Raw genomic sequence first — 26,975 nt, forward strand, 5'->3', positions numbered from 1 at the left:
GCGTGAAAAAACAGTTGGACTGAGTATGAACCTAATTGTTTTCTTGTTTGCTTTGTTTTGTTTTGTGCCATTCTGGCTCGTCTTCATTGATTCCTTTGCTTCAGAAGCCAGCTTTATGGCACATGGGTATCAATTGCTGCCGAGCGCTCTAACACTCGATGCGTATAAATTCATTTTGCAAGGCGATCAGATCTTTCGCAGTTACCGGGTCTCTATTCTGGTTACAGTTCTAGGAACTGCGCTCTCTGTCATCATTACAGCGATGTATGCCTATGTAATTGCAAACCGTAAGGTTAAATATCGCAATATCCTTTCATTCCTTACGTATTTTACGATGGTATTTGGCGCCGGACTGGTCGGCTTCTACATCTTGATCGCTAACTGGCTGCATCTGAAGGATTCCGTTTGGGCACTCATTTTACCGTATTTGTTAAATCCATTTTATGCATTTATACTCGTATCCTTTTATCGGACGTTACCTTATGAAATTAATGAATCGGCGACCATCGATGGAGCTAGAGAAATTCGTATATTCTTCAAAATTATTTTGCCCATCACGGCGCCGGCCATTGCTACAATAACGCTATTTTATGCGCTGCAATATTGGAACGACTGGTGGTTATCCCTTCTATTTATCGATAATTATAAGCTGCATCCGCTTCAAATGATGATACGTCAGCTCATTTCGAACTTAAATGTTTCTTCTTATGTTTCAGGAAGCAGTACTTCCTATAGTGTGTCAGCACCTACGAATGTTGTTCAAATGGCTACTGTGTGCTTAACGATCGGTCCTATCGTACTGGTATATCCCTTCGTTCAGAAATATTTTGTCAGCGGTTTAACTGTTGGCGCGATTAAAGGGTAATGTTGTTCCCCGGGTGATACCGGTTGAACATATAAGGAAGAGGGTTCATAAAGGGAGGCAAACAGAAATGAAGAAATGGATTAGCTTAGGTTTGACAGCAGTTACCGTTATGGCGGTGTTGGCAGGCTGCAGCAATGGAGACAAGGTGGCGGAATCCGCAACATCCTCAGCTGCAACGAACACACAACAATCTTCAGCTGTGAAGAAGAACGAGCCAGCTACACTTAAAATTATGATTCCAGGTGATCGTCCGAAAGATTTTGACTCCGTGATTGCAGAAGCGGAAAAACGCATGTCGGGTACACTTAACGTGAAGCTGAACGTTGTTTTCGTACCGTTCTCCGACATCACTCAAAAAACACAAGTTACGCTAGCATCTGGAGAGGATGTCGACTTAGTATTCGATGCACCTTGGGTTCACTTGAGTCAAATGGTAGCAGGCAACTATTATGAACCGCTAGACGATTTACTCAAACAATATGGCCCAGATATATTAAAAACGAGATCCGAACAATTATGGAATTCTAATAAATATAACGGCAAAATTATGGCGATCCCGCTTACCAATTCCTACTTTCAAGGGCGTGTCTTTTATGTCCGTAAAGATTTGAGAGAGAAATATGGCGTAGCTCCTATTAAGACGTACGATGATTTGATTAGTTATGCCAAAGTCATTAAGGAAAAAGAAACCAACATAGCACCGATTATCTCGAATAAAGGCCCGATGGATTGGGCGAACTTCCGTAAAGTTTTTGATTATGATAGCCACATTGATGATACACAAATTGGTACGAATGGTGTTCTATTTTTGAAAAATAACGACGGTAAGGTCTACAACATGTTTGATCAAATGGATTCAACGGTTTGGAACTGGATTATCGATGCTAGAAAACTATATACCGATAAATTGATGTATCAAGATGTGTTATCGGTCAAAGATGCCAAGGCCGAATATAAAGCGGGTAAAGCAGCCATTATCAATGCCAACGATTTTGGTGTGAATGCTGACGATGCGGCTGCGGTGAAGAAGAGCGTAAATGGCGAAATTGAAGCTGTGACTTTGTTTAAACAAGAGAAGGGAGCGAATGTGTCTACTTTCCAAGCTTGGAATTTCCTCGCTCTGACGCATGTTAGCAAAAACAAAGAGCGTGCGATTCAATTCTTAAACTGGACACAGCAAAAGGATAACTATGACTTGCTTGCATACGGGATAAAGGGCAAAAACTGGGAGCCTGTTGGCGACGATCAGTACAAGAAGCTTGATAACGACTATGCGTGGTTCCCTTATGCATGGCTTTGGAATCCAACTATGGATCGCTATGATCAAAGCCTAGGCGCGGAGACGATTGCCCTGAACAGATACACGGCAGTAGCTGAAAACTTTACACCGAGCAAATTAGCTGGTTTTACTTTCGACTCTGCGTCAGTTGCCAATGAAGTTGCTCAACTGAATACACTTCGGGACAAGTACATGGATCCTATCTTTAATGGTGTAGTGGACCCGCAAACGTATTGGGATAAATATAAAGCCGAAGCGAGCTCCGCGGTGAAAAAAATTCAAACCGAAATGCAGAAGCAAATTGATGCTTTCTTATCTGTGAAAAAATAATAAAATGAGCAACTGTCGTAAGGGTATTCCTCTTACGACAGTTTTCATATGGAGGATGAGCTTATGTGGGCAGCGGATCAATTTCTGGCAACTGAATATGATAAATCAAGGATGAACCAAGGGCTAGATCGCAGTAGGCAAGCGACCGATCGAAAAGTACATTTAAGAGAAGTTTTAGCTCGGTCCATCGGTGTTTTTGAGAAGGAAGAAAATCATACGCCAGTGCTTTTGGAGGAAATGGACTGTGGCACTTATATAAGAAAGCGGGTAGAACTATCTGCCACGCCAGGATTAACATTTCCTGCTTATGTATTAGTACCTAAAGGATTTGGGAAGACAAAACTGCCAGGTGTAGTGGCGGTTCACGGTCACGGATATGGAAGTAGACAAATTCTAGGAATGCATCCAGACGGCTCATGGGATGAAGGCGAGCCTGGGATTTATCATAACTTTGCCCTCGAATTTGTACATCGTGGAATGGTCGTAATTGCACCAGATGTCGTGGGATTCGGAGAGAGAAGGTTACAGTCAGACTTAAAAGAAGACCCTAACGCTCCTAGCTCTTGTTATACGATGGCTGCACAATTGTTAATGGTTGGTAAGACATTGACAGGGCTCCGTATTCAAGAGGCTTTATGCACATTAGATTACTTTAGTGGTTTGGAGGAAGTAGACCCAGAACATATTGGAATCATGGGTTTCTCAGGAGGCGGTTTGATAGCCTTCATAGCCTCCGTCCTAGACGAGCGCTTGCATGCAACTGTGTTAGCAGGTTTCCCGAACACGTTCAAGGAAAGTATTCTTGCGGTTCACCATTGTTTGTGTAACTATACCCCAGGTATTCTGAATCATGCCGAATTACCGGAACTGATTAGCTTAATTGCGCCTAGACCGCTGTTTCTCGAGTCGGGCTTGGATGATCCGATTTTTCCCAAAGAAGGATTTATAAAAGCAGTCGAAGTGATTCAAGCTGCTTATACGAGTATTGGAAAGCCAGATCTTTTGGCAACAGATCTTTTTCCTGGTGCTCATGAGATTAGCGGGAGATTGTCATACGATTGGATGTACGCAAAGCTAACCGAATAAGTTTTGGATATTGAAATCAAATAAACTTAAGGGGTAGAAGATATGAGCATGCTTGAGGCAAAAGACCAAATTTGGCTAGAGACTGTGATTGGCAAAATTAAATTGAAAATGGACTGGGTCAGCGAAAAGTCCAAATATAAAATTCCGTACACGACCATCAACGGCACACATGATAATCGCATCGTGGACAATCCTACGGGTACCGAAACGGATGAAATTAACTGGTGGACCAACGGCTTCTGGGGCGGCATGATGTGGCTTATGCATCACGAAACAGGTAACGAAAAATATAAAGAAATCGCACAAATCTCCGAAAAAGAATTAGATCGCTGTTTTGATGAATTTTACGGTTTGCATCATGATGTTGGATTTATGTGGTTGCCGACGAGTAGAGCGAATTATAAAGTGACGCAGAATCCGGAATCTCGCAAACGAGCACTCCATGCTGCTGTACTGCTCGCAGGTCGCTTTAATTTGGCAGGCGGCTTTATTCGGGCATGGAACGATTTGGAGGGCTCCGATACAAGAGGCTGGGCGATTATCGACTGTATGTTTAATATTCCGCTGCTATACTGGGCTTCGGAAGAAACGGGTGATCCAAGGTTCAAGCAAATTGCGATGAAGCACGCCGATACGGCGATGACGGCGTTTGTCAGACCGGATGGATCCGTGAACCACATTGTAGAATTTGATCCGTTTGAAGGCGGCGTAGTTAGATCGTATGGCGGCCAAGGATATGAAGAAGGCTCTTCCTGGACGAGAGGGCAGACCTGGGCGTTATATGGGTACATGATGAGCTATATTCATACGCAAAAGGATGACTATTTGCAAACCGCGAAACGAATTGCCAACTATTTTATCGCAAACATTCCTGCGGATGGCGTGATTCCGGTTGATTTCCGTCAGCCGAAAGAACCGAAGCGCGAGGATGATACGGCTGCAGCGATTGCAGCATGCGGTCTGATTGAAATTGCGAAAGTCGTAGGCGAGCATGAAAAGAGTCTGTATCTGGGTGCTGCGTTGAAGATGCTCAAAACGTTGGATAGTATCCGAATTGATTGGACAACGGATAGTGATTGTCTGGTTCAATACGGTTCAGCTGCCTATCATTCGGTGAACCATCATCACGCGATTATTTATGGCGACTACTATTTCATGGAAGCGATTTTCAAGCTAAAAGGGAACGATTTGTATCTATGGTAAAGGGGGAATATGAGAACATGAAGCAGTAGATACCATAGCAGCGTCAGGAACACGACCCCAATTGGGGCTATAGTGTTCCTTTTTTCGCGATGAATCTGTAATCATTTGAGGTATTTGTGCGTACAACTATAAAATAGTTTCAAATTAAATAAATATAATTGTCAAACTTGTACGTACAAGTTATAATCAAATTGACGAAATGTATGTCAGACAAAAGGAGCGTGCAATATTGCTAGAATCTTTAAAGGAAGCCGTTCTTGAGGCGAATCTTGCTTTACCCAAATACGGACTCGTTACTTTTACTTGGGGAAATGTTAGCGGTATTGATCGTCCTTCTGGACTTGTCGTCATTAAGCCAAGTGGCGTACCTTACGAAAAGCTAAAACGGGATGACATGGTAGTCGTTGATTTAGGGGGCAATATTGTTGAAGGTAAATTGCGACCTTCTTCTGATACGCCAACACACTTAGTGCTGTATCAAGCATTTGAAACAATAGGTGGAATTGTTCATACGCATTCTCCATGGGCGACTAGCTGGGCGCAGGCTGGGCGCGCAATTCCGGCGCTAGGTACGACACATGCTGATTATTTTTATGGATCAATTCCTTGCACTCGAGATATGAGCGAGCAAGAAATTAAAGGAGCTTATGAACTGGAAACCGGGAATGTGATTGTAGAAACGTTTCGAGACTATGATCCTACAATGGTGCCAGGCGTGCTGGTCAAAAATCATGCTCCTTTTAATTGGGGCAAGGATCCACACGATGCTGTTCATAATGCGGTTGTACTAGAGGAAGTGGCGAAGATTGCTTTAAATACCCAACAGTTAAATCCTAATAGCACTTCCATGGATCAAATCTTACTTGATCGACATTTTCTTCGTAAGCATGGCAAAAATGCTTATTACGGCCAAACAAGCAATAACAATAATTCAGTGTAAGATTAAATCATTTTCTTCTGGAGGGGTTTCAATGTTCGAATTGAAAAAACATGAATTCTGGTTTGTCACTGGTAGTCAACATCTGTATGGTCCTGAAACGATTGAAGAAGTCGCTATTCACTCAAAAGAAATTGTCGCGGGGCTGAATGCAAGCGGGAATCTGCCTTGTTCTATCGTTTTTAAGTCTGTTTTAACAACACCTGATGAAATTCGTCGACTAAGTATTGAGGCGAACACTGATGATACATGTGCCGGCCTTATTACTTGGATGCATACATTCTCCCCAGCCAAAATGTGGATTGCAGGTTTAAGTGAGCTCCGTAAGCCTTTACTGCACCTGCATACCCAATACAATCGTGATATCCCTTGGGACAAGATTGATATGGACTTCATGAATACGAATCAGGCTGCGCATGGAGACCGCGAGTATGGATTTATTGGTGCTCGAATGGGAATTTCACGTAAAATCGTTGCTGGATACTGGGCTCACAGTGATGTTCAAGAACGTGTAGGAAGTTGGATGCGTACAGCAGTTGCTATTCAAGAAGGCAAACGACTGAAAGTCGCACGTTTCGGTGATAACATGCGTCAGGTCGCGGTAACAGAAGGCGACAAAGTCGAAGCGCAAATTAAATTTGGTTGGTCAGTCAACGGTTATGGTGTTGGTGATCTCGTTCAACGTGTTCATGCCGTTACGGAAGCTGAAGTGAATGCCTTGATGGACGAATATGAGGCTGAGTATGTGTTTACACCAGAAGGTCGCAAAGACGGCGCGGTGCGTCAAGCAATTCGCTATCAAGCACGTGTTGAGTTGGCGTTAAAAGCGTTCCTGACTGAAGGTGGCTTCGGTGCATTCACAACAACATTCGAGGATTTGCATGGATTAGATCAACTCCCTGGACTTGCTGTTCAACGACTTATGGCAGCGGGCTATGGTTTCGGAGGAGAGGGTGACTGGAAGACGGCCGCTCTGACAAGAATTATGAAACTGATTGCCGGTGGGGAAGGCACGTCGTTCATGGAGGATTATACTTATCACTTTGAGCCAGGTCGAGAGTTAGTGCTGGGTGCACATATGTTGGAGATTTGCCCCACAATTGCGGCCAATAAGCCAGAAATTATCGTTCAACCACTAGGCATTGGCGGAAAAGCAGATCCTGCGCGGCTTGTATTTGATGGTCAAGAAGGACCTGCATTGAACGCAACAGTCATCGATATGGGCAATCGATTCCGCCTACTCGTAAACACTGTTGATGCGGTAAAAGCTCCACAAGCAATGCCCAAGTTACCAGTAGCACGTGTACTTTGGGAGCCACATCCTTCGTTGCCAAAGTCCGCGGAAGCATGGATTCTGGCCGGTGGCGCACACCATACCGTTTTTTCATATAAAGTTACTCCAGAACAGCTTCTTGATTGGGCAAGCATGATTGGTATCGAATGTGTACTTATCGATCGTGATACGAATTTGCTTCAACTCCAGCGTGAGCTGCAATGGAATGATATGCTTTGGAAGTTGAAATGAGCGGAGGAATAGTCAATGGGTTATGACATTAGACATGCAATTCTAAACGGAAAAACATCACTGGGTATTGAGTTTGGTTCGACGAGAATTAAAGCTGTTCTAATCGGAGAAGACTACTCTACAATCGCATCCGGCAGTTTTGAATGGGAAAATAGCTATGTTGACCACATTTGGACTTACAGTTTAAAGGATATTTGGAGTGGCTTACAAGACTGTTATCAGAAGATGGCTTCAGAAGTGAAATCTCGCTACGGAGTTCCTTTACAAACCATTGGAGCAATTGGTTTTAGCGGCATGATGCATGGATATATGGTGTTTAATGAGGTTGGTGAGCAATTAGTTCCGTTCCGCACTTGGCGAAACAATATAACGGAGCAGGCGTCGAGCATTTTAACAGATTTATTCAACTATCATATTCCGCAACGCTGGAGTATTGCTCATCTCTATCAAGCCATTCTTAATCAGGAAGAGCACATTAACCAAATTAATTTCCAAACCACATTGGCCGGGTACATTCATTGGAAGCTCACTGGGCAAAAAGTACTAGGCATAGGCGAAGCTTCTGGTGTATTTCCAATTGACTTAATGACAAAAAAATTTAGTGCCAATATGATTGAAAAATTCAATCAGTTAATTAAGGATAGAGAACTATCGTGGAAACTTGAGAACATTTTGCCCGAAGTGTTAGTGGCAGGAGAAAATGGAGGTGTTCTCTCAGAAGAAGGAGCAAGACTTCTAGATATCAGCGGAGAGTTAATGGCAGGGATTCCGATCTGTCCACCTGAGGGTGATGCAGGGACGGGGATGGTTGCAACAAATAGTATTGCTGAGCGAACAGGAAATGTATCTGCCGGCACTTCAGTTTTTGCTATGGTTGTATTGGAAAAGGAACTCTCTAAAGTGTACGCTGAGATCGATCTTGTTACGACACCAACTGGCAGTCTGGTTGCTATGGCACATTCTAATAACTGTACATCTGATCTCAATGCATGGGTAGGCTTATTTGATGAATTTGCAAAAGTATTAGGACAAAATATAGATAAAAATCAATTATACAACACGCTGTATAATTTAGCGCTGCAAGGCGATCCAGACGGTGGTGGCTTGTTAGCTTACGGCTATCTTTCGGGTGAGCACATTACGCATTTCGAAGAAGGGCGTCCATTATTTGTACGTACATCGAATAGTAATTTCAACTTAGCGAACTTTATGCGAACCCATCTGTTTACCTCACTGGGAGCACTTAAAATTGGAATGGACATCCTATTACAACAAGAAAATGCGAAGTTGGAGAAAATCCTGGGTCATGGCGGTTTCTTCAAGACGGAAGGAGTCGGGCAGAAAATTATGGCAGCTGCCTTAAATGTTCCGGTCTCCGTAATGGAATCAGCAGGTGAAGGAGGGGCTTGGGGCATTGCGCTGCTTGCTTCTTACATGATTGAAAAAGAGAAGAACGAGACTTTAGATGATTATTTGACTACAAAGATATTTGCAGAGAAAGCCGGTAAGACCATATTACCTGAGCAAAAGGACGTTAATGGCTTTGATGTATTTATGCAAAGGTACAAACAAGGGTTGGCAATAGAAAGGGCCGCTGTGGAGTATTTATAAGTATGCCCTTTATGCGGTGCAGCAGCTTAACCCAATGCCCGTAAAGGATTTATAACCAGGATTGTCGAATGATTATTATTATGAACATCAAACAAATACTCTCCATTACTCTCATTTTTATTATGGTCTTAACTGGGATTCGGCTGACTTGGATATTTGCCGGCTCGCCCCCCGTTCGAGCAATAGCCATGCATGGAGTTCTTGATCTTCGCGAGAGCTCTCTGAGCCGTCCGATACTATTGGAGGGTGTCTGGATGTTTTATCCGGAACGTTTACTCATGCAGTCGGATGATGAGGCTATGAATACAAGCAGCGTTTCCGCTGCTTTGCCAGGCTCGTGGAAAGGCCTTTTTGCTAACCCTAAACAGGTGACTGGATTTGGCAGCTACCGGCTTCTCATTTTGCTGGACAATTCATTGGATGAGAAGCGGATGACAATTGCGATGCCACCCACGATGTCTGCTTCTGAGTTGTACGTGAATGGAACCAAACTTGGGGCAGCAGGCAAGCCAGGGAAAACTGCAGACAATACCGTTGCTTACGAGACACCCTATAATGTCACATTCACGACAAACAGGTCTGAAGTAGAGATCATCGTCGAGGTAGCCAATTTCGTAAATAACGTGGATGGCGGATTGATCGAATCGATTCAATTCGGAACTGAAGACGTGATCATGCGTCACAAGCAGTTCTCGATGGCGATGCAACTGCTTGTTTGTGTCGTCATGATGATTCATTTGGTGTATGCGTCAGTTTTGTTCTTTATGGGTGTCCGGCAACGGGCGCTGTTTACTCTAGTAATGATCATGTTCTGTATCAGTCTGTCGGTTCTCGTCACGGATGACAAGCTGTTAGTCACATGGCTGAACCTGTCGTATGGCATCAGCTTCAGGCTTTATACACTGAGTTATTTGTGGGCAACGGCCTTGCTGCTCATTTTCATGAAGCAGTTGTATCCTACTTTGTCGAAATGGCCCTGGCATCGATATTACGGAATTATGGTACTGAGTTTGACGGTTGCGGTTGCACTGCTGCCCACGAGTTATATAGCTTGGGTTGATCTGTATACGATCCCTCTTCTGCTTATCGGCACCATCTATGTACCAGTACTCTCATTTCGCGCTACGCTGCGTCTTGATCGAGACTCGATCTATTTATGGCTCGCCTGTGTTGGCCTGAGCGCGAATTTGGTTTGGGGCGTCTTGAATAATTTTAGTTATGTTTTCCGTTCCGTACACTTCTATCCAATCGATTTTATTGTCGTATATATCGCCTTTGCTTGTTATTGGTTCAGAATGTATTTTCGGAATATGCAGCAGACGGCGCGATTGGCTGCCGAATTACAAAAAGCGGATAAACAAAAAAATGATTTTCTCGCGAACACTTCCCATGAACTTCGCAATCCGCTTCATGGGATGATTAGCATAGCGCGCAGCGTGTTGGAGCAAGAAATCGTATCCCAAGACGTACAGGAACGGTTAAAGCTTTTGGTAACGGTAGGCAATCGAATGTCCTTGCTGCTGAATGATCTCTTGGACCTGGAACGGCTGCAGAACAAAGGACTTCGGCTGCATCCGCAATCCGTACAGGTACAACCTTCTGTTGATGGCATAATCGATATGATTAGGTTCATGATAGAAGGAAAATCTATCGAGTTGCGCAATGAAATTCCCGAATCATTCCCATCGGTACTAATGGACGAAAACAGGATGGTACAAATTATATTCAATCTGCTCCACAATGCGGTAAAGTTTACGACCCAAGGACATATCGCCATTAGGGGGTTCGTTCGTGGGGAGTTAGGGGTGCTAGAAGTGGAGGATACAGGAATCGGCATCCATCCGGAAGTAATGAAGCGGATATTCCAACCGTACGAGCAGGCGGACTCTAGCCTAACAGCAGGGGGAGGCGGTCTTGGACTGGGGTTGAGTATAAGCCGTCAACTTGCCGAGCTGCATGGCGGGGCGCTTGAGGCGGAGTCAGAACTGGGAAAGGGCTCTCTCTTCAAGCTTACAATGCCTTTAGCGCCAGCAACAGCAAAGCCAGAGGTTACATCCGAATTAACGAAGCCGAAGAAGACACTCTTGAAACAGACAACCACGGAGGAAATACTTAAAATCCCGAAGCCTACCTCAGCTACCGAAGCAAAAGCTGAAAAACCTTGGGTGCTTATTGTAGATGACGACCCGATTAATCTACGCATCTTGAAGGAAATGCTGCCACAGCACCAATACCATGTAATTACCGTTACTTCAGCACATGACGCGATAAAGCTAATCGACACTAGAGAGTGGGATTTGGTCGTGTCGGACATTATGATGCCCCGCATGTCAGGCTATGAGTTGACACGATCAATCCGGCTGCGATTCGCGATGTCCGAATTGCCAGTGCTGCTGCTAACCGCTCGCAGTCGGCCCGAAGATATAGCAGCCGGCTTCCAGGCCGGGGCCAATGATTATGTGACCAAACCAGCGGATAGTCTAGAGTTGCAGCACCGAGTGCAGGCACTCACAGAGTTGAAATCGACGACTGCGGAACGGATGCGTTTTGAGGCAGCCTTCCTGCAAGCTCAGGTACAGCCACATTTTCTGTTTAATACTCTCAACTCAATCGCTGCTTTGAAGGAAATTGATGCCGAACGGATGCAGAGATTACTTTCTGTGTTTGGTGAATACTTGAGAGCAAGCTTCGATTTTCGCAATTCTGAACGATTGGTACCGCTTGAGCAAGAGTTAAAATTGGTTCGTGCTTATTTGTTTATCGAGCAGGAGAGATTCAACGATCGGCTTCGCGTACTGTGGGACGTTCCTGAACGGCTGCTGTCGACTCTGGTTCCTCCACTTTCGATCCAGACATTGGTGGAGAACGGTGTTCGCCACGGCATTATGAAGCGGATTCGAGGAGGAACTGTGCGAATCTCCGTGGAGGAGCGTGGCGACTATGTCGAAATCCAGGTGTCGGACGATGGGGTTGGCTTTGACGAAAAGATCCTGAATCAGGTGTTGCAGGATCAGTCTGAAGCGCCAGTCGGTATCGGGTTACGGAACACAAACCGTCGTCTCCGTCAGATCTATGGCCGCGGACTTGACATCTATAGCAACAAAGACATGGGTACGATAATCACGTTCCCAGCAAGGAAAGGTGAAGAGTAGTGGGGTTCATTTTTTGAATCATCGCGCACAATTAAAGCAGCGCGGCAGTCTAGGTCTTTTCGAACCTTAGTCCGTCACTGCTTTTTTTTACGAGTCTGATTCCGTTTGTTGGGTGATTATGTCGAAACCAAATCTTGGTTTCATAACGTTTCGCACTACAGAACAGACGTTGAAGGCAACCGAGGCCATGCATATGATTAGGAAAGGACAGGCGGATAATTCGTCTGTCCTTTCTGCTGTTGAATGCCTCAATTCTTGCACCACAACCCTTGTGGGGATAATCTCAACTTTGACTACAGATTTTGATTGATCTTCGTCAAAAGTTGTTGAAGAACTTCCCGATCGTCTATGTTGAGATTCTGAACGATCTTCTCTTCTACCCGCTGGAAGGATATTTCGAAGTCATTGATCAAGGCAAGGCCCTTGGGCAGGACGTAGATGTTCTTCTGCCGTTCGTTATGAGCGGGGATCTTCCGTTCGATATAGCCCTTCTTCTCAAGTCCCTGAAGCATGCTTGTGATGCTTGCTCCGCGCACATGGAAACGTTCGGAGAGATCTTTCTGAATAAGGCCTTGCTCCTGATGTTCATGGATGAAGGCTATTAATTTTCCCTGCTGAGAATTCAAGCCTAGTTCTTTAATGCTCTCATCGGCTTGTTTCTTTAATTTGAGCCCGATAAGCTGCAGCATTTCCAGAAACGGGGTGTCGTGGTTGGTATCCATGCTGGACTCCTCCTGTCTAACGATTAAATTTCTAATTGTAAGTACTAAAACTATATAAGAATGAATGAGTAGTGTCAACGGAACCGCTGGTTAGTTAGGATACGGATAGAAGTCGAGTAAAATATATATTGACTATTAGAATTCTAAGTGTTAAAGTTTGAACAATCAATTACCCAACTTAATTGCACACCAATACACAAGAAAACTGGAGGATTTAGACATGAATTCATTGAATGGAAAAGTAGCGTTGATTACCGGATCTTCTAGAGGAATTGGACGCGGCATTGCCGAGCGGTTATCGGAATTGGGGGCCAAGGTGGTCATCAATTATTCGAATAGCGCAGAGGATGCGTTTGCTTTGGTGGATACGATCTTGAGCAATGGAAGAAAAGCGTTGGCGGTTCGCGCCGATCTCAGCAGAATAGATGAGATTGAGGAGATGTTCGCCAAGACGATGGCTGAGTTCGGCCAAGTGGATATTCTGATCAACAATGCGGCGGTGATGACGAACAACCCTTTGTCCGAGGTGACTGAGAAGGAGTTCGAACATCAATTCGCGGTTAACGTCAAAGGGGTCTTCTTTGCTTGTCAGCAAGCGTGGAAGCATATGGAAAGCAACGGGAGAATTGTGAATATCTCTACAGCAGGGACGAAACTAACCTTCCCTGATATGAGTGTCTATGCGAGCACCAAGGGTGCGGTTGAACACCTTACTCGTCAGTTAGCCAAGGAATTCGGTTCCAAACAAATTACCGTCAATGCAGTAGCACCTGGCCCGATACAAACCGAGCATTTCTTCGTTGGCAAGTCAGAAGAAGAACTTGAGTTCATGAAGGGCATGAACTCCCTTGGCCGCCTGGGTACTCCTGTGGATATCGCCAATGTCATTGAATACCTAGTGAGCGATAATGCCGATTGGATAACCGGTCAGACCATTCATGTTAACGGAGGAATGAATTGAATCATCGAAACCTTATGATGACGTCCTTGCTCGTCTGCGGCTTCGTCGGCATGTTCAGTGAGACGGCGTTGAATATCGCCATCAGCCATCTGATGGAAGTCTTCCACATATCGGCCTCTGCCGCGCAATGGCTAACGACAGGCTACCTTCTGACGCTCGGCATCCTTATGCCGATGACCGGATTGTTGCTGCAGTGGTTCACCTCCAGGCAGTTGTTCATCATCTCGCTTGTGAGTTCGATAACCGGCACTTTGATTGCGGCGATGGCGTTTGGTTTCGAGATGTTATTGGCAGCCCGTGTTCTGCAGGCAATCGGCATGAGCCTGCTTCTTCCGCTCTTATTCAATATGATCCTTGTCGCTTATCCGCCAGAGAAGCGAGGCGCGGCGATGGGCTCCGTCGGCCTCGTCATCATGTTCGCGCCTGCCATCGCCCCCTCCTTATCAGGGCTGCTGATTGAATACTTGTCCTGGCGTTACATATTTTGGTTTTCCTTGCCGTTACTAGGGATAGGCCTGTTAATAGGACTGAGGTACTTGGAAAATGCAACGAAGCGTACGAAGCCGCCGATCGATTTGTTGTCTATCGTATTATCCACTATCGGTTTCGGCTCTGTCGTATTCGGTTTCTCTAAGGCCGGCGAAGCGGAGGCGGGGTGGACAAGCATGGCGGTTACGGTATTCCTTCTGATCGGAATCGTATTCCTTGCGTTGTTCGTGCTTCGGCAACTAACCATACCTCAGCCATTGCTGAATTTAAACGTCTTCCGGTACCCGATGTTCACAGTGGGGCAATCAATCATTTTGATCGGCATGTTGATTATTGTGTCCAGCATGATTATTTTACCCATATATCTGCAGAACAGCTTGAAGTTCTCCGCATTCACAACCGGCCTCCTGCTACTGCCGGGCAGCGCATTGAACGGAATCCTCTCCCCTTCGATGGGGCGTTTATTCGATAAGCACGGTCCGAAGCGGCTGGTTATCCCAGGCTTCTTGGTCATTGCGACAACGTTAGGGTTCTACTGCTGGATAACGGCTTCTTCCTCAGCGGGATGGATCGTCGCCCTTCATATTGGACTGATGGTTGGAATCTCGATGGTGATGATGCCAGCGCAGACGAACGCGCTGAACCAGTTGCCGCCTGCTCTGCATCCACACGGCACAGCTGTCATGAGTACGCTTCAACAGGTGACAGGCGCGATCGGAACGGCTATTGCCGTCAGTCTCTTAGCACGAGGGACGGGTACGCGCTTGCAGGATTCCATGTTGTCGAATTCTCTCGATAGAATGGCCGACGCGATAGCATTCGGCTCCCGGAACGCGTTCTTCTTTTCGCTAATCGTCTCGATTATAGGTTTGATTATCGGCATCTTTATCCGGCGGGTTGTTGTTAAGCGCGACGGGATAAGTCATTCAAGCATTTGACGCCAGCAAGGGGATGAAGAAAGTTCATCCTCTTTTCTTTTTGGCGTGCCCAGTGGCATGCATCTTCTACTCGGTGAAAGTCCCGTCGCGGGAGGGGCCAAGTCCCTCGCAGCTCGTTGTATCGAGAACGAAATCCTGATGCACCTGCGTTCGTTGAAGAAAACGAGGAAGATTTTTCCCTGCATGACCCCATCGGAACGGACAAAGACGGGAATGAAAAAGGAGCTAAGCGGCTTGTACCGCTTAGCTCCTTTGTTTGTGTCCTCCACTGCTGCATTTTTAAGCAGAAGGTGAATTTGGAGGCTTGCCTTATTTTTTGATAAGTTTCCCATTCTCAAGGAAAAGCACTCGATCACAAAGTGCCAGCACTCGGTCATCATGCGTAACCATAACGGCGCTTTTTCGCTGATCCTTTACTTGTTTCGCGATCATGCTTACTACATCATGACCTCGAGATGCATCTAAGCTTGCTGTCGGTTCATCTGCGAACAGGACAGCTGGGTCATTCATTAAGGCTCTTGCGATAGCGACCCGCTGACGTTCCCCTCCTGAAAGCTTCTCAGGATATGCCGTTCGACGATGAAGTAATCCCATCTTATCGAGTAACTCTTTTGCTCGTTTGGCAGCCTTCTCCTTGTCCATTCCGGCAAGCTTGGCTACTACCATCAGTTGTTCGTCCACTTTCAAGTAAGGGATTAAGTTGGCGCTTTGAAAAATAAATCCGATTTTTCGAAGTCGCATTTCAGAAAGTTCTTGTTTGTTTTTACCAATGATAGATTCTCCATCGAGTAGAACATCCCCACTCGTAGGTTCAAGAAGTGCTCCTGCTATGGACAGAAATGTACTCTTTCCTGAGCCAGAAGGTCCCATTACCGCGACCAGTTCACCTTCGACAACCTCAAGATTTAGCTTATCCAAAATCGTTCTTTCGATACCGCCATCCTCAAAAGTCCGTGTAATCTCCTGTAAAACAAGTCTGTTTCTCATGCTGCTGTCCTCCCTATCGCATCCAAAGCGTCAATTTTGGCGACCTTCCACACCGAAAATAGCGACCCGGCCAGAGACATTGCTACAAAGGACAAGCAAGTAAGTGCCAAGGTGGAGAAGCCTAATTGAAATGGCATAGAACTTGGCAATACAGCCTCAAACAATTGTACCAGCAGGACGCTAATGACCAAACTGCCGACTGATAAGAGCAAAACTTGCATCGTCACACTCCTAGCTAAATAGGCAGTACGTGTACCGATGGCTTTCAAAATACCAAATTGACTGGTTTTCTGGATCGTAATGACATAAAAGAATACTGCCAATACAAAAGCAGAAATAACAAACAAAAATACAATCATCATCATAAGAGAGCCTTGCTCTTCTTTGTATCCAGGAATCGCTGATACTGCCTCAGACTTCGTAATAACCTCTGTATTGGGCAGCGCGGCCTGAAGATCCTTAACTTTCTCGTTCGAGTCTTTAATGGCAATCGCATTGTAAACTTGATTATCTGCTGATTTAGTTCCTTGACGAGTAAGTGTCTTCGCCTGGAGATTAAGCCAGTCCTGTTTATTAAGAAAAACAGCCGGTGTATGACTGAATGACTCGTTCTTCACAAATCCGTTTACAGTCCATTTTGTTCCTGTAGCTTGATCGGCAATGATTGTGCCTATTTTGACTCCAGAAGCAGACAGCTTTTGATCAACGAGAACTTGTCCGCTTATCTGATCTGAAAGGGACGAACCTTCTGTTACTGTTGGCGCTAGCCAGCCATCGAGATTGACCGCGAGCAGTGTGACATCAATCTTCTCCGTACGATCAGATGGAATAATCGTTGTCATTTTTACACCAAGCGGCTCTGCATGCTCTTTTCCCACGATTAATCCAGCCTTTTCAAGTTGATTCTGATCGATCTGAGACCTAGTGAAGCGGTGATTAGAATCCTGTTCCAAGACAAAATGAGTTGCAGCCATATTCTTAACGGAAGCCGCGTTATCATAGGCAAGCCCCTGTGCAAGACCAGTGACAAACAGAACAAGAAATGAAACAAGCACCATAATTGTAGCGATTAACGTATACCGGGCCTTAGCAAACCTCATTTCTCGAATAGCTAAATACATGTTGCTTCCCTCCTTCGTAATATCCAAAGTATAGATATTGAAAATGAACGGCAAATGAACAGCATGTTACAAGTGAATCTACGTTGGATAATGTTGATTATACTGGGTAAATTAATGAAAATTGGTTTGAGTGTGGGTGGAGCAGGAATGAGGAATCTATTAAGAAAACTGATTTCGAAGGGCATGGAAGAAAAAAGACCATTAATGGAAACGGAAGTTTTCCCTTCTTTGCCCCCCAATATGGCATACATTCAAAACCAGTTGTTCCATTCGAGTGATCTGAAGTGGCGGAGCATTAGGTTTAATCAATTGGAGGGTCTTATCATCTTTTTGGAATCACTCTCTGACCAACAGAGAATTCAAAAAGAAATCCTTAAGCCCATAGAAGAAAAAAAAGAAGGAACCGTAGATGAACTCGTTACTTCGATGGAGATTACGAAGAAAACGGATCTGAATGAGGTATCTCAGGCCTTAGTTCAAGGGAATTGCGCTTTGTTTTTCGAAGGTATCGCAGAAGCTTTTATTTTCGATGTAGCAGCAGTTAATAAACGGAATATATCAGAGCCAGTGAACGAAGCTGTCGTTCGCGGCGCACATGATGGTTTTATAGAGAACCTCATCACGAATCTTTATTTGGTTCGTAAGCGCGTTGAGAATACGAACCTGGTCGTTCGTTATTACAAGGTCGGAAAGGCAACCAAAACCAAATTAGCTCTGCTTTATATGCAGGATCTGGCGAATCAGGATCTGGTCCAAGAAGTGGATCACAGACTTAGTTCTATTGCGATGGACACCGTGATCGCACCTGGATACATTGCCGAATGGATTGAAGATAACTCTTTTTCTCTCTTTCCACAAATCTTATTTACGGAAAGACCGGATCGGGCGGTAGCCCATCTCATGGAAGGCCGTGTTGTTATTTTATCGGATGGAGATCCGTCCGCGCTTATTTTGCCTGTGACTTTTTTTGCCTTTTATCAAAGCCCAGATGATTATCACAGCAGGTGGATTGTCGGATCGTTCATTCGATTGATTCGTCTGGTGAGCTTCATCATTGCCTCTCTAGGACCTGCTTTATATATTGCGATTATTGGCTTCCATCCGGAAATTCTTCCTTCAAATATGATATATACCGTCAAAAGCAGTATTGATAGAGTGCCATTTCCACCGATCGTGGAGGCTCTTTTTATGCAGATTGCTTTAGAGGTACTGCGTGAAGCAGCAATTCGGCTGCCGAGCCGAATCGGTCAAACCGTAAGTATTGTTGGCGGCTTGGTCATCGGTGATTCTGTCGTGCGGGCCGGATTAGTTTCCTATCCTATGGTCATCGTTGTTGCCTTAACCGCTATTGCGTCGTTTGTTGCCCCGTCAAGCGAAATAAGTACGGCCACTCGCATTCTGGGCTTTCCGCTTATGATCTTGGCCGCGATGTTTGGTTTAATCGGTATCACGTTTGGCCTTCTTTTCATCTTAATCCACTTATGTAAATTAGAAAGCTTTGGTACAGCCTATTTCGCGCCTGTTATGCCGCTTCGAATCAAAGATATGAAGGATGCACTAACACGCTTTCCAATCTGGAGCTTGAATCAGCGCCCTCATGACCCGCATCCAAGTAAGTTAAATCAAGTGAAAAATCCAAGGGGGTGGGAACATGATGATTCCGGAAAAGAGTAGAATTACTCAAAGGCAGCTCATGTTTTTTGTCATCCAATCACAGGTGGGGGTCGGCATTTTATCTCTTCCTCATAACATGCAGGCTATAGCCAAGGGAGGCGGGTGGATTTCAACATTAATTGCCGGGCTGGGCGTACAAGTGATTATATTGATTCTATGGGCTCTTTGCAGACGGTTTCCTTCCGATACGATATTCAGCTTCTTACCGAAAATCGCTGGCAAACTTATTGGGAATCTGCTTGGCCTTGTGTATATTGGCTATTTTCTATTTTCAGCGGGAAAGGTTTTAACCTTATTTGCCGATGTCATAGGAAAATGGGTTCTCCAAAGTACGCCAAGATGGGCATTATTAATTCTCACCCTCCTCACTTGTATATATTTGGTTAAGGAAAATATTCGAGTGATAGCCAGACTGTTTGTCATTTCTTCGTTGACGATCATTGTAATGGTACTACTATCCTTGATGGGTTATGTCAATATGAATATCGATTATATATTTCCTATAATGGAATCTGGATGGGGGAAAATCTTCGAAGCTGCGAACGAGGCGTTGTTTCCTTTAATCGGGTATGAAGTGATATTGGTGATCTATCCTTTTGTAGAAGGGACAAACGGGGAGAAATTAAAGGCAGCATCTTTGGGGAATCTGGTGATTACCCTTTTTTACTCATTTGAGGTGTTTACTAGTTTAGTCATCTTCAGCCCGTCGGTCATGCCCGCGATTGAGGAACCTCTGCTCTATATGCTGAAAGGATTTTCTTTCCAACTCATTCAACGAATCGATTTAATCTTTCTATCTTTATGGGTTTTTATTGCTAGTACGGCTATTGTCTCTTGGTTATTTATGGCGACAACTGGATTGGGTCGTCTCTTTCACGGGGGGGAACATAAAAAGGCAGTCCCCTATGCCGCGATCATTATCTTTATTCTGGCTATGATTGCTCAGGACCCATCGATCACTGCCCTTATCGATCGAATCATTAGGATGTCTCATTATGTCCTGGTGATTGGGCTTCCTTTGATCCTGCTCATCTTCTCGTATTTTACAAGAACAAGGAGAGTGTAAGTCGGATGAAAAAGTGTTTCTTTTCAATCACGGTTATTTTTATTCTCTTATGGATGACCGGGTGTTGGGATCAAGATCTTTTAAAAAATGCTCGTTTGCTTTATGGAACAGGGTTTGATCTCGCACCCGATGGAAAGCTTCTCTCCACCTTTGTCATACGGGACATGGCTGGAATCGAACAACAGAGTCCTAAAAACGATATTATTTATACAGATAGTAATACGACACTGGAAGGCCGTGATAAAATAGATGATAAAATATCCCGGTTTCTTCGAGCTTACAGAAATCGGATCATTCTTATTGGAGAGGAACAAGCCAAACAAGATATTTATCCGATTCTTGATAATATTTACCGCGATCCGAAGAGCGCTCTAAATGCGAGGATCGGAGTGGTGAAAGGGAAGGCGTCAGACTTGCTTTCCCTTAAAAAAGTAGGGAATGTCTTAATTGAAGAAGAAATTGATGAATTGATTAAGAGCAAAGAATTGACGACAAGCGTTCCCAAAGTGACCGTAGAAACGATTTATCCTGTGATAAAGGACTCTGGAGAAGACTTTGTTCTTCCATACCTCATCAAAAATGGGAAACGAGTGGACGTTTCGCAAAGCGCCATGTTTCATAAACGTCAATTTACAGGGATACTAAGTTCAGATGAATCTACCATGTATTTATTGATGAAAGACGACAAGGGAAAAGTGGCGAGATTCACCCGAAAAATAAGTAAAGGTCAGAACGGTTATGATTTTTTGACATTTAATATTAATAAATCGAAGCGAAAAATGAAAATACAGGCTCAATCAGGCGATCAAATTACGGTTATGCTGGATTTAAAATGGAAGGTGAGTATCGTAGAATACCCGAAAAGTCACTTAGATGATAAAGAAGTGGTTGCTCAATTAAATCAGTTACTTTCTAAAGAGATGAATTTCTTGATAAATGAAACGATAAAAAAAATGCAAAATGCCCGCTGTGATGGACTAGGTATCGGCAGAAAACTCAGGGCGTTCCATCCCGATAGTTGGAAGAAACAAAAGGAAGACTGGGGGAGCAACTATCAAAAAGTGCATTTTGTTCCTAATATTCAGGTAGAAATTACGAAGAAAGGGATAGTAAACTAAGCTTACTTTGCATGTGCGCCCAGAATGGGCGGCTAAGCTTTCGTAAAATCATTAAAACTTACGTTTATGATAGGGGATACCATCGCCATCTTCACAATAGGATTTGAGACTATAAAGGAAAATAGCCCAGTTGTAGTTACAGGAGCGATAAAATGGCGTTACTTCTTTCCAGTTCATATGACGCAAAGTAATAAAAGACTTCCCGTTCTTCTCTTGAATATCAAAGGAAATAATCGTACCAATCCATTCTGGATCTGAATCTATACACTGCCAAACGATTTTTTTATTAGTGATCAATTCCTCTATTCTCATCTTAGTTATGTCATTGCTGCCAAATCGAAATTCATTAATAAAGCCAATCTGATTATTAATAATGAGTTCATTGGTCCATATTTCGGACAGTCCTTCAGCGGTGGTTAAAGTTGCATACACCTTCGACGCTGGAACATGTACGGTTTGCAAGTGCTCGATATTTGCCATGTCTTACTCCCTTCTAACTGCAATAATTTATGCTTGGTACTTATGATAACATATGATGAAACTAATAGTTTCTTTTGGATTGCTATGTTGCTTCCGACGTACGAGGTTTCGGGAGGAATGGAAAAAAGTCCAGATAAACAATATACTAGCTATAAATGTTTTTTGTTGAGGTGAATATCAAGTGAGTGAAATCGATGAATCAAAACAAATTGTATTACAAGTCGGCGGTGCCTTGAAAAAGTACAGAAAAGAAAAAAACATGAGCTTAGACGACTTAGCGGAATTAACGGGTGTAAGCAAACTTACTCTGGGGAATATCGAACGTGGTGAGACAAATCCAACTTTGGCGATTATATGGAAAATTTCCAAAGGCTTATCTTTACCGCTATTGGCTTTGTTCAAATCAGAAGACCCTGTTAGTTTGTATCGAGCAGGCGAAGGACTGCGGTTTTCTAATGATCAAAAAAATTGGATCATTGAGCCAGTCTTTAAAAACGCAAGTAGCGATATTGAAATGTGTCGGGCTTACTTACAGCCAAATAGCTCGTATCACCCTGAAGGACATCATGTGAATACAACTGAAATTGCGACAGTAATGACTGGTTCCATTGAAATTCAAGTCAATGGAGAGACTTACACATTGAATCAATATGATACGATCAGTTTTCGTGCAGATTGTCCTCACTCTTATACCAATCATACGAATAGCGAAACAGTGCTCCATATATCCTTAAAGTATGGTTTCTAAAAAGCCGAAAAAATTCCACTTCCTACATACAACTCCGAATTCCATGACGGGAATTCGGAGTTGTATTTTTGTTTTTAGATGAATTCAGGTATTTTATAAAATACTTATTGATAAAAATAGTATACTATAATATACTTTTGTTGTTCGCGCGAATGTTATATTATAGTTTGTCAATCAGCAAGAAATAAATACGTATGAATTCAGGAAGGAGAAACGAAGAATGCGGAACAAACCAAATAAAAAATTCGTACCATCCTCTATAGGGCTGATAATTCTCGGCATTATTGTTATTGCAGCTAATTTACGTGCTCCGTTAACCTCAGTCGGTCCGTTAACGAGTTTCATAAGGGATGACGTTCGTATTTCAAATACATTAGCAGGCCTGATAACAACGGTACCTTTGCTTGCCTTTGCTATATTATCGCCATTAGTACCAAAATTAGGACGAAGGTATGGGGCTGAACGTATCATTTTGATTGCCCTAATCTTTCTAACTGTTGGCATTGTAATACGTTCTTTATCCGGCGCAGCTAATCTGTATATGGGGACAGCAATTCTTGGATTCGCGATTGCCATATGTAATGTATTATTGCCAAGTTTAATCAAAAGGGATTTCCCCAAAAAAATTGGCTCCATGACAGGTGTTTACTCGATTTCAATGAGTTTATTTGGAGCAATCGCATCGGGAATCAGTGTACCGCTAGCCGTGAACGCAGGTCTGAAATGGCAGGGAGCATTGGGAATATGGGGGATTCTAAGCTTTGTATCGATCCTCTGTTGGTTACCCCAATTAAGAAATCGAACGAAGCCAACAACCACGACGAGTCAACAGATGGCCAGCAACGATGTGAATGTTTGGCGATCCCCTCTTGCCTGGCAAGTAACCTTGTTTATGGGTATACAGTCCCTGATTTTCTATGTGTTGATCGCATGGTTGCCTGAAATACTAAAGCAGCAAGGAATTGACTCAAACCAATCAGGATGGTACCTCTCGATCATGCAGTTGGCTCTGCTTCCATTTACCTTTATTGTCCCCGTTATTGCTGGGCGCATGTCTAACCAACGTTTGTTAGTGGTTATCACCATCATATTGCTTATGACGGGAACGCTCGGACTTCTATACGGAAGCTCCAATATAATTCTGTTGTGGATTATCATACTCGGAATTGGTGGAGGCTGCGCCTTTAGTTTGTCCATGATGTTTTTCGGTTTACGTACCGAAAATGCGCATCAAGCAGCGGAACTGTCTGGCATGGCGCAAGCGGTCGGATATCTTCTTGCCGCAATCGGTCCTGCCCTTATAGGATTTCTGCATGATGCGACAAATAGTTGGAACCTGCCGCTTTTCATTCTGCTTGGCGCTTCGGTCTTACTCTTTTTAGTCGGTATAGGAGCAGCAAGAAACCGTTTTGTAGGCAGCCGAAATAACCCGAAACATACAAACTCAAGTTACCTTGATTAATGTCAGCCACAATTCTACAGCGCGCTCCGTGTTCTAGAGACTGAAAGTACTCATTACGAGTGCTTTTTTTCTTTATCAAAACTTGATTAGACAAACGGCTGACTATGTTTATATAATTTAATAAACATAAATTTTAGGTTGGGTGACAGTGCTCTGCTATGACAAATAAATTAATATTGAAAGATGCAACCGAAGAAGTATTAAAGGCAGTAGATGACTTTAGGTGGAGGCGTGAAGGTTTGAAAAAACCTGTAAAGATCACACTTAATTACAGAACGTACATGCGAGTAGCGGCGTATGATGAAAACTTTGAACGTTTTGAAATAATGGTCCCAGATAAGGTGCGATTTATGGGCATTAATTTAGAGTGTGTGCCAGATCAAAAGGAAAATGTGTTAGTAACTTGAGTCGTTCATCATGAACGGCTTTTTTTATGTGCGGCGCGCATGGCGATTCAAGGTGGAATCTGAACATTATCACGAATAAGAAATGTATTTGCATACTTGTGTGATAAATTTGATATAATGTAAGTGTTTGCGAGTGGGGTGTAGTTGCTATATTTCAAAGAGGGCAGGAGAAGAATACATGCAAGAAGTTTCTGGCTATAAGTCTATAGCGCTAGATATTGCTCAAAGGATTGTAAGTGGTGAGTTCTCAATACAAAGAAAAATTTCAGGACGCTCCCTATTGGCTAGTCAATATCATGTTTCACCTGAAACAATTCGAAAAGCTATTGGTCTATTAAAGGATGAAAACATTGTTTCTGTCTCACAAGGCAAAGAAATCATTGTTTTATCTGATCAAAGGGCATATGACTATATAACAAAAAATAACTACTTGAAGTCGGTTTATTCGCTCAAACAAGAGTTAGAATTATTATTAGTTGAAAAGAAGAAAATGGATCATAAATTTGACATGATTCTTACTGAAATTATTAATTATTCGGACCGTCTTCAAAATCTGAAGATTTACAATCCAATAGAAATAAACGTGAATGAATTCTCCCATGTAGTGGGGAAAACCATTTCCGATCTTCAATTTTGGCAAAATACCGGTGCGACGATCGTTGCACTACGTCGAGGCACAGAGGTAGCTATCTCTCCCGGACCTCATGTTATTCTAAGAGAACATGACATTCTTGTTGTAGTTGGTGATAGTTATACGTATCAGCGAACAAATCTTTTTATTAATAACAATTCTGTAGAAAACAAAGAATAGTAAAAAAGCCCTTTTTGGATCATTTCAGTCTGTTGATATTCTTCAACAGGCTTTTTTGTGCTGCATTTTTTTAAGTAAGCACCTTGTTTAAATATGGATTGACCGCTAAATGATACATATAGTAACATACAACTTTAAATGTTGTATGGGGTTGTCAGTTGTGGTCGTCTTTGTTATAGTAGTGAACTATAAAACAATTCAGTAGGAGGTTAATATGATTAAATTTGAACATGTCGGTAAAACGTATCCAAACGGATATCAAGCGGTTAAATCCATGGATTTTGAAATAGCGAAGGGAGAATTCATTGTTCTCATTGGTCCAAGCGGCTGTGGTAAAACGACAACGATGAAAATGATTAATCGATTAATGCCGCATACTGAAGGCACAATTACGATTAACGGGCAAGACATCACGAAAGCGAATCCTGTAGAGCTTCGCCGAAATATCGGTTATGTGATTCAGCAAGCAGGACTTTTTCCGCATTATACGATCGAAGAGAATATTGCTCTGATCCCGGATTTGAAAGGCTGGAAGGCAGCGAAGAAAAAGGAGCGCGTGCATGAGTTGCTGCATATGATCGGTCTAGATCCGGCTCTTTTTGCGGGACGATTCCCCCGGGAACTATCTGGCGGACAACAACAAAGGGTTGGCGTTGCCCGGGCTTTGGCTGCCGATCCGGAAATCGTGCTCATGGATGAACCGTTTGGGGCATTGGATCCGTTGACTAGAGAGCAGCTTCAGGATGAATTGATTAGACTTCAAAAAACGGTAAACAAAACCATCGTATTTGTTACCCACGATATGGATGAAGCTTTGAAGTTAGGAGATCGAATTGCTGTACTGAAAGACGGTTCCTTATTGCAGCTGGACACAGCGGATAAGCTGCTCAAAGAGCCTGCACATGGTTTTGTAGAAACATTCATTGGAAAGAATCGTATTTACCAAAATCCTGATTTTATTTCCGTTAAAGATATTATGAGAGAGAACCCAGCGACTGCGCTTCCATCGCTTTCACCAGCTAGAGCACTAACCTTTATGAGGCAGCGGCGGACGGATACTTTGATTATAGGCGACGATAAAGGTATGTTGATCGGCATTGTCTCGGCTTACGATTTGCAAATGAAAATGGAAGACATTCGATCTATTCAGGAAATAAGTCAGCCAGCTGTCCCCTATTTAGAGGAAACAGCAACAGCCAAAGATGCACTAATCGCCATCACAGACGCTAAATTCGGCGTCATTCCGATCGTGGGACAAAACAATAAAATTATTGGTGTCGTAACAAGGTCAAGTTTGCTAACCGCATTCGCTGATCATTGGGCAGGAAGAAAGGAGAGTTTATGAAACAAACGTTGTGGGAACAATTGATCACTCAATTTACTATGCGGTGGGAAGACTTGGGCGTCGCCGCGTTTCAACATATGGAGCTGGTGCTCATCTCGATGCTGCTTGCTATAGTCATAGGTGTCCCATTGGGAATTACCGTAACGCGCTTCCCCTTCTTGAAGAGTTGGGTATTGGGAGGGACGGGGATCCTACAAACAATTCCCGGTTTGGCCCTGCTGGGTTTTATGATTCCCTTGTTTGGGATTGGGATTAAAACAGCGATAGCCGCATTGTTTTTATATTCTTTGTTGCCGATTGTCAGGAATACATATACGGGCATTCAGGATGTGGATAAAGTTCTGATCGAAGCCGCCAAAGGAATGGGCATGAAGAATGTGCAGATATTGTTCAAAATCGAGCTTCCTTTGGCACTGAGTGTCATCATGGCCGGCATTCGGACGGCGACGGTAATCAATGTGGGTACAGCAACCTTGGCAGCTTTTATTGGTGCGGGAGGACTGGGGGATTTCATTTTTATCGGTATTCAAAGAAATATTGATGCTTTAATTCTTATTGGTGCTCTTCCTGCAGCTATCCTGGCCATCGTGCTCGATTATTTGTTGGGAGGGTTGGAGAAGTTGACGACACCGAGAGGATTAAAAATATAATTTCAAAA

Annotated in this window: 23 protein-coding genes; 19 read left to right on the top strand and 4 right to left on the bottom strand. The window is 43.6% G+C overall.

Features of this window, described 5'->3' with window-relative positions; genetic code table 11:
* Positions 1 to 25: 25 nt before the first annotated feature.
* The 8 genes from BC351_RS40460 to BC351_RS40495 all read left to right on the top strand — a co-directional run bounded on the left by BC351_RS40460 (position 26) and on the right by BC351_RS40495 (position 11,988).
* Positions 26 to 865: a carbohydrate ABC transporter permease gene (locus BC351_RS40460; protein ID WP_167388062.1), complete on the top strand. Its 840-nt coding sequence runs from the start codon at positions 26 to 28 to the stop codon at positions 863 to 865.
* Between the two features lie 67 nt (positions 866 to 932).
* Complete coding sequence (locus tag BC351_RS40465) at positions 933 to 2,474, top strand: extracellular solute-binding protein (RefSeq protein WP_079421355.1); 1,542 nt, start codon at positions 933 to 935, stop codon at positions 2,472 to 2,474.
* Between the two features lie 63 nt (positions 2,475 to 2,537).
* A complete protein-coding gene (locus BC351_RS40470) occupies positions 2,538 to 3,560 on the top strand; it encodes a dienelactone hydrolase family protein (protein WP_079421356.1) in 1,023 nt (340 codons plus the stop codon).
* Positions 3,561 to 3,608: 48 nt separating this feature from the next.
* Positions 3,609 to 4,763 carry a glycoside hydrolase family protein gene (locus BC351_RS40475; protein ID WP_079421505.1) on the top strand — a complete coding sequence of 385 codons (1,155 nt, stop codon included), beginning with the start codon at positions 3,609 to 3,611 and terminating at the stop codon, positions 4,761 to 4,763.
* 229 nt (positions 4,764 to 4,992) lie between these two features.
* Complete coding sequence (gene araD, locus BC351_RS40480; RefSeq protein ID WP_079421357.1) at positions 4,993 to 5,703, top strand: L-ribulose-5-phosphate 4-epimerase; 711 nt, start codon at positions 4,993 to 4,995, stop codon at positions 5,701 to 5,703.
* Positions 5,704 to 5,734: 31 nt separating this feature from the next.
* Complete coding sequence (araA, locus tag BC351_RS40485) at positions 5,735 to 7,225, top strand: L-arabinose isomerase (protein ID WP_079421358.1); 1,491 nt, start codon at positions 5,735 to 5,737, stop codon at positions 7,223 to 7,225.
* 15 nt (positions 7,226 to 7,240) lie between these two features.
* Positions 7,241 to 8,836, top strand: a complete 1,596-nt coding sequence (locus BC351_RS40490) for a xylulokinase (RefSeq protein ID WP_079421359.1) — start codon at positions 7,241 to 7,243, stop codon at positions 8,834 to 8,836.
* A 68-nt stretch (positions 8,837 to 8,904) separates the two neighbouring features.
* Entirely contained in the window at positions 8,905 to 11,988 is a 3,084-nt protein-coding gene (locus BC351_RS40495; RefSeq protein WP_079421360.1) for a hybrid sensor histidine kinase/response regulator, read from the top strand.
* A 293-nt stretch (positions 11,989 to 12,281) separates the two neighbouring features.
* Here the strand turns inward: BC351_RS40495 and BC351_RS40500 are convergent, their stop codons facing one another.
* A complete protein-coding gene (locus BC351_RS40500; protein WP_079421361.1) occupies positions 12,282 to 12,710 on the bottom strand; it encodes a MarR family winged helix-turn-helix transcriptional regulator in 429 nt (142 codons plus the stop codon).
* Between the two features lie 220 nt (positions 12,711 to 12,930).
* On the opposite strand from BC351_RS40500, the gene BC351_RS40505 reads away from it, so the two are divergent.
* Together BC351_RS40505 and BC351_RS40510 are read left to right on the top strand one after the other, a co-directional pair.
* Complete coding sequence (locus BC351_RS40505; RefSeq protein ID WP_079421362.1) at positions 12,931 to 13,671, top strand: SDR family oxidoreductase; 741 nt, start codon at positions 12,931 to 12,933, stop codon at positions 13,669 to 13,671.
* 14 nt (positions 13,672 to 13,685) lie between these two features.
* On the top strand, positions 13,686 to 15,098 hold the full coding sequence (locus tag BC351_RS40510) for an MDR family MFS transporter (protein ID WP_079421506.1): 1,413 nt from the start codon (positions 13,686 to 13,688) through the stop codon (positions 15,096 to 15,098).
* 309 nt (positions 15,099 to 15,407) lie between these two features.
* On the opposite strand, the gene BC351_RS40520 is transcribed toward BC351_RS40510, so the two are convergent.
* Positions 15,408 to 16,085: an ABC transporter ATP-binding protein gene (locus BC351_RS40520; RefSeq protein WP_079421364.1), complete on the bottom strand. Its 678-nt coding sequence runs from the start codon at positions 16,083 to 16,085 to the stop codon at positions 15,408 to 15,410.
* Positions 16,082 to 17,206 (bottom strand): ABC transporter permease, encoded by a 1,125-nt coding sequence (locus BC351_RS40525; protein WP_079421365.1) that lies wholly within the window; start codon positions 17,204 to 17,206, stop codon positions 16,082 to 16,084. The genes BC351_RS40520 and BC351_RS40525 overlap by 4 nt, the downstream gene beginning before the upstream one ends.
* Before the next feature lie 147 nt (positions 17,207 to 17,353).
* On the opposite strand from BC351_RS40525, the gene BC351_RS40530 reads away from it, so the two are divergent.
* Genes BC351_RS40530 through BC351_RS40540 form a run of 3 tightly spaced genes read left to right on the top strand, consistent with a single transcriptional unit; the run spans position 17,354 to position 21,064 of the window.
* Complete coding sequence (locus BC351_RS40530) at positions 17,354 to 18,880, top strand: spore germination protein (RefSeq protein ID WP_425270970.1); 1,527 nt, start codon at positions 17,354 to 17,356, stop codon at positions 18,878 to 18,880.
* Positions 18,858 to 19,946 carry a GerAB/ArcD/ProY family transporter gene (locus BC351_RS40535; RefSeq protein WP_244209351.1) on the top strand — a complete coding sequence of 363 codons (1,089 nt, stop codon included), beginning with the start codon at positions 18,858 to 18,860 and terminating at the stop codon, positions 19,944 to 19,946. Before BC351_RS40530 ends, BC351_RS40535 begins: the two co-directional genes overlap by 23 nt.
* A gap of 5 nt (positions 19,947 to 19,951) precedes the next feature.
* On the top strand, positions 19,952 to 21,064 hold the full coding sequence (locus tag BC351_RS40540; RefSeq protein ID WP_079421366.1) for a Ger(x)C family spore germination protein: 1,113 nt from the start codon (positions 19,952 to 19,954) through the stop codon (positions 21,062 to 21,064).
* 51 nt (positions 21,065 to 21,115) lie between these two features.
* On the opposite strand, the gene BC351_RS40545 is transcribed toward BC351_RS40540, so the two are convergent.
* On the bottom strand, positions 21,116 to 21,544 hold the full coding sequence (locus BC351_RS40545; protein ID WP_079421367.1) for an SRPBCC family protein: 429 nt from the start codon (positions 21,542 to 21,544) through the stop codon (positions 21,116 to 21,118).
* Between the two features lie 181 nt (positions 21,545 to 21,725).
* On the opposite strand from BC351_RS40545, the gene BC351_RS40550 reads away from it, so the two are divergent.
* The 6 genes from BC351_RS40550 to BC351_RS40575 all read left to right on the top strand — a co-directional run bounded on the left by BC351_RS40550 (position 21,726) and on the right by BC351_RS40575 (position 26,967).
* The gene (locus BC351_RS40550) at positions 21,726 to 22,292 is read left to right on the top strand and encodes a helix-turn-helix domain-containing protein (RefSeq protein ID WP_079421368.1); all 567 of its coding nucleotides are present in this window, start codon (positions 21,726 to 21,728) and stop codon (positions 22,290 to 22,292) included.
* Positions 22,293 to 22,512: 220 nt separating this feature from the next.
* Positions 22,513 to 23,754, top strand: a complete 1,242-nt coding sequence (locus BC351_RS40555) for a CynX/NimT family MFS transporter (protein ID WP_079421369.1) — start codon at positions 22,513 to 22,515, stop codon at positions 23,752 to 23,754.
* A gap of 158 nt (positions 23,755 to 23,912) precedes the next feature.
* Positions 23,913 to 24,161 (top strand): hypothetical protein, encoded by a 249-nt coding sequence (locus BC351_RS40560; protein WP_079421370.1) that lies wholly within the window; start codon positions 23,913 to 23,915, stop codon positions 24,159 to 24,161.
* A 178-nt stretch (positions 24,162 to 24,339) separates the two neighbouring features.
* Positions 24,340 to 24,972, top strand: a complete 633-nt coding sequence (locus tag BC351_RS40565) for a GntR family transcriptional regulator (protein WP_079421371.1) — start codon at positions 24,340 to 24,342, stop codon at positions 24,970 to 24,972.
* A 214-nt stretch (positions 24,973 to 25,186) separates the two neighbouring features.
* On the top strand, positions 25,187 to 26,317 hold the full coding sequence (locus BC351_RS40570; RefSeq protein ID WP_079421372.1) for a betaine/proline/choline family ABC transporter ATP-binding protein: 1,131 nt from the start codon (positions 25,187 to 25,189) through the stop codon (positions 26,315 to 26,317).
* Positions 26,314 to 26,967 carry an ABC transporter permease gene (locus tag BC351_RS40575; RefSeq protein ID WP_079421373.1) on the top strand — a complete coding sequence of 218 codons (654 nt, stop codon included), beginning with the start codon at positions 26,314 to 26,316 and terminating at the stop codon, positions 26,965 to 26,967. The genes BC351_RS40570 and BC351_RS40575 overlap by 4 nt, the downstream gene beginning before the upstream one ends.
* Positions 26,968 to 26,975: the final 8 nt, after the last annotated feature.

It is taken from the genome of Paenibacillus ferrarius (assembly GCF_002027705.1).
GTDB lineage: Bacteria > Bacillota > Bacilli > Paenibacillales > NBRC-103111 > Paenibacillus_E > Paenibacillus_E ferrarius.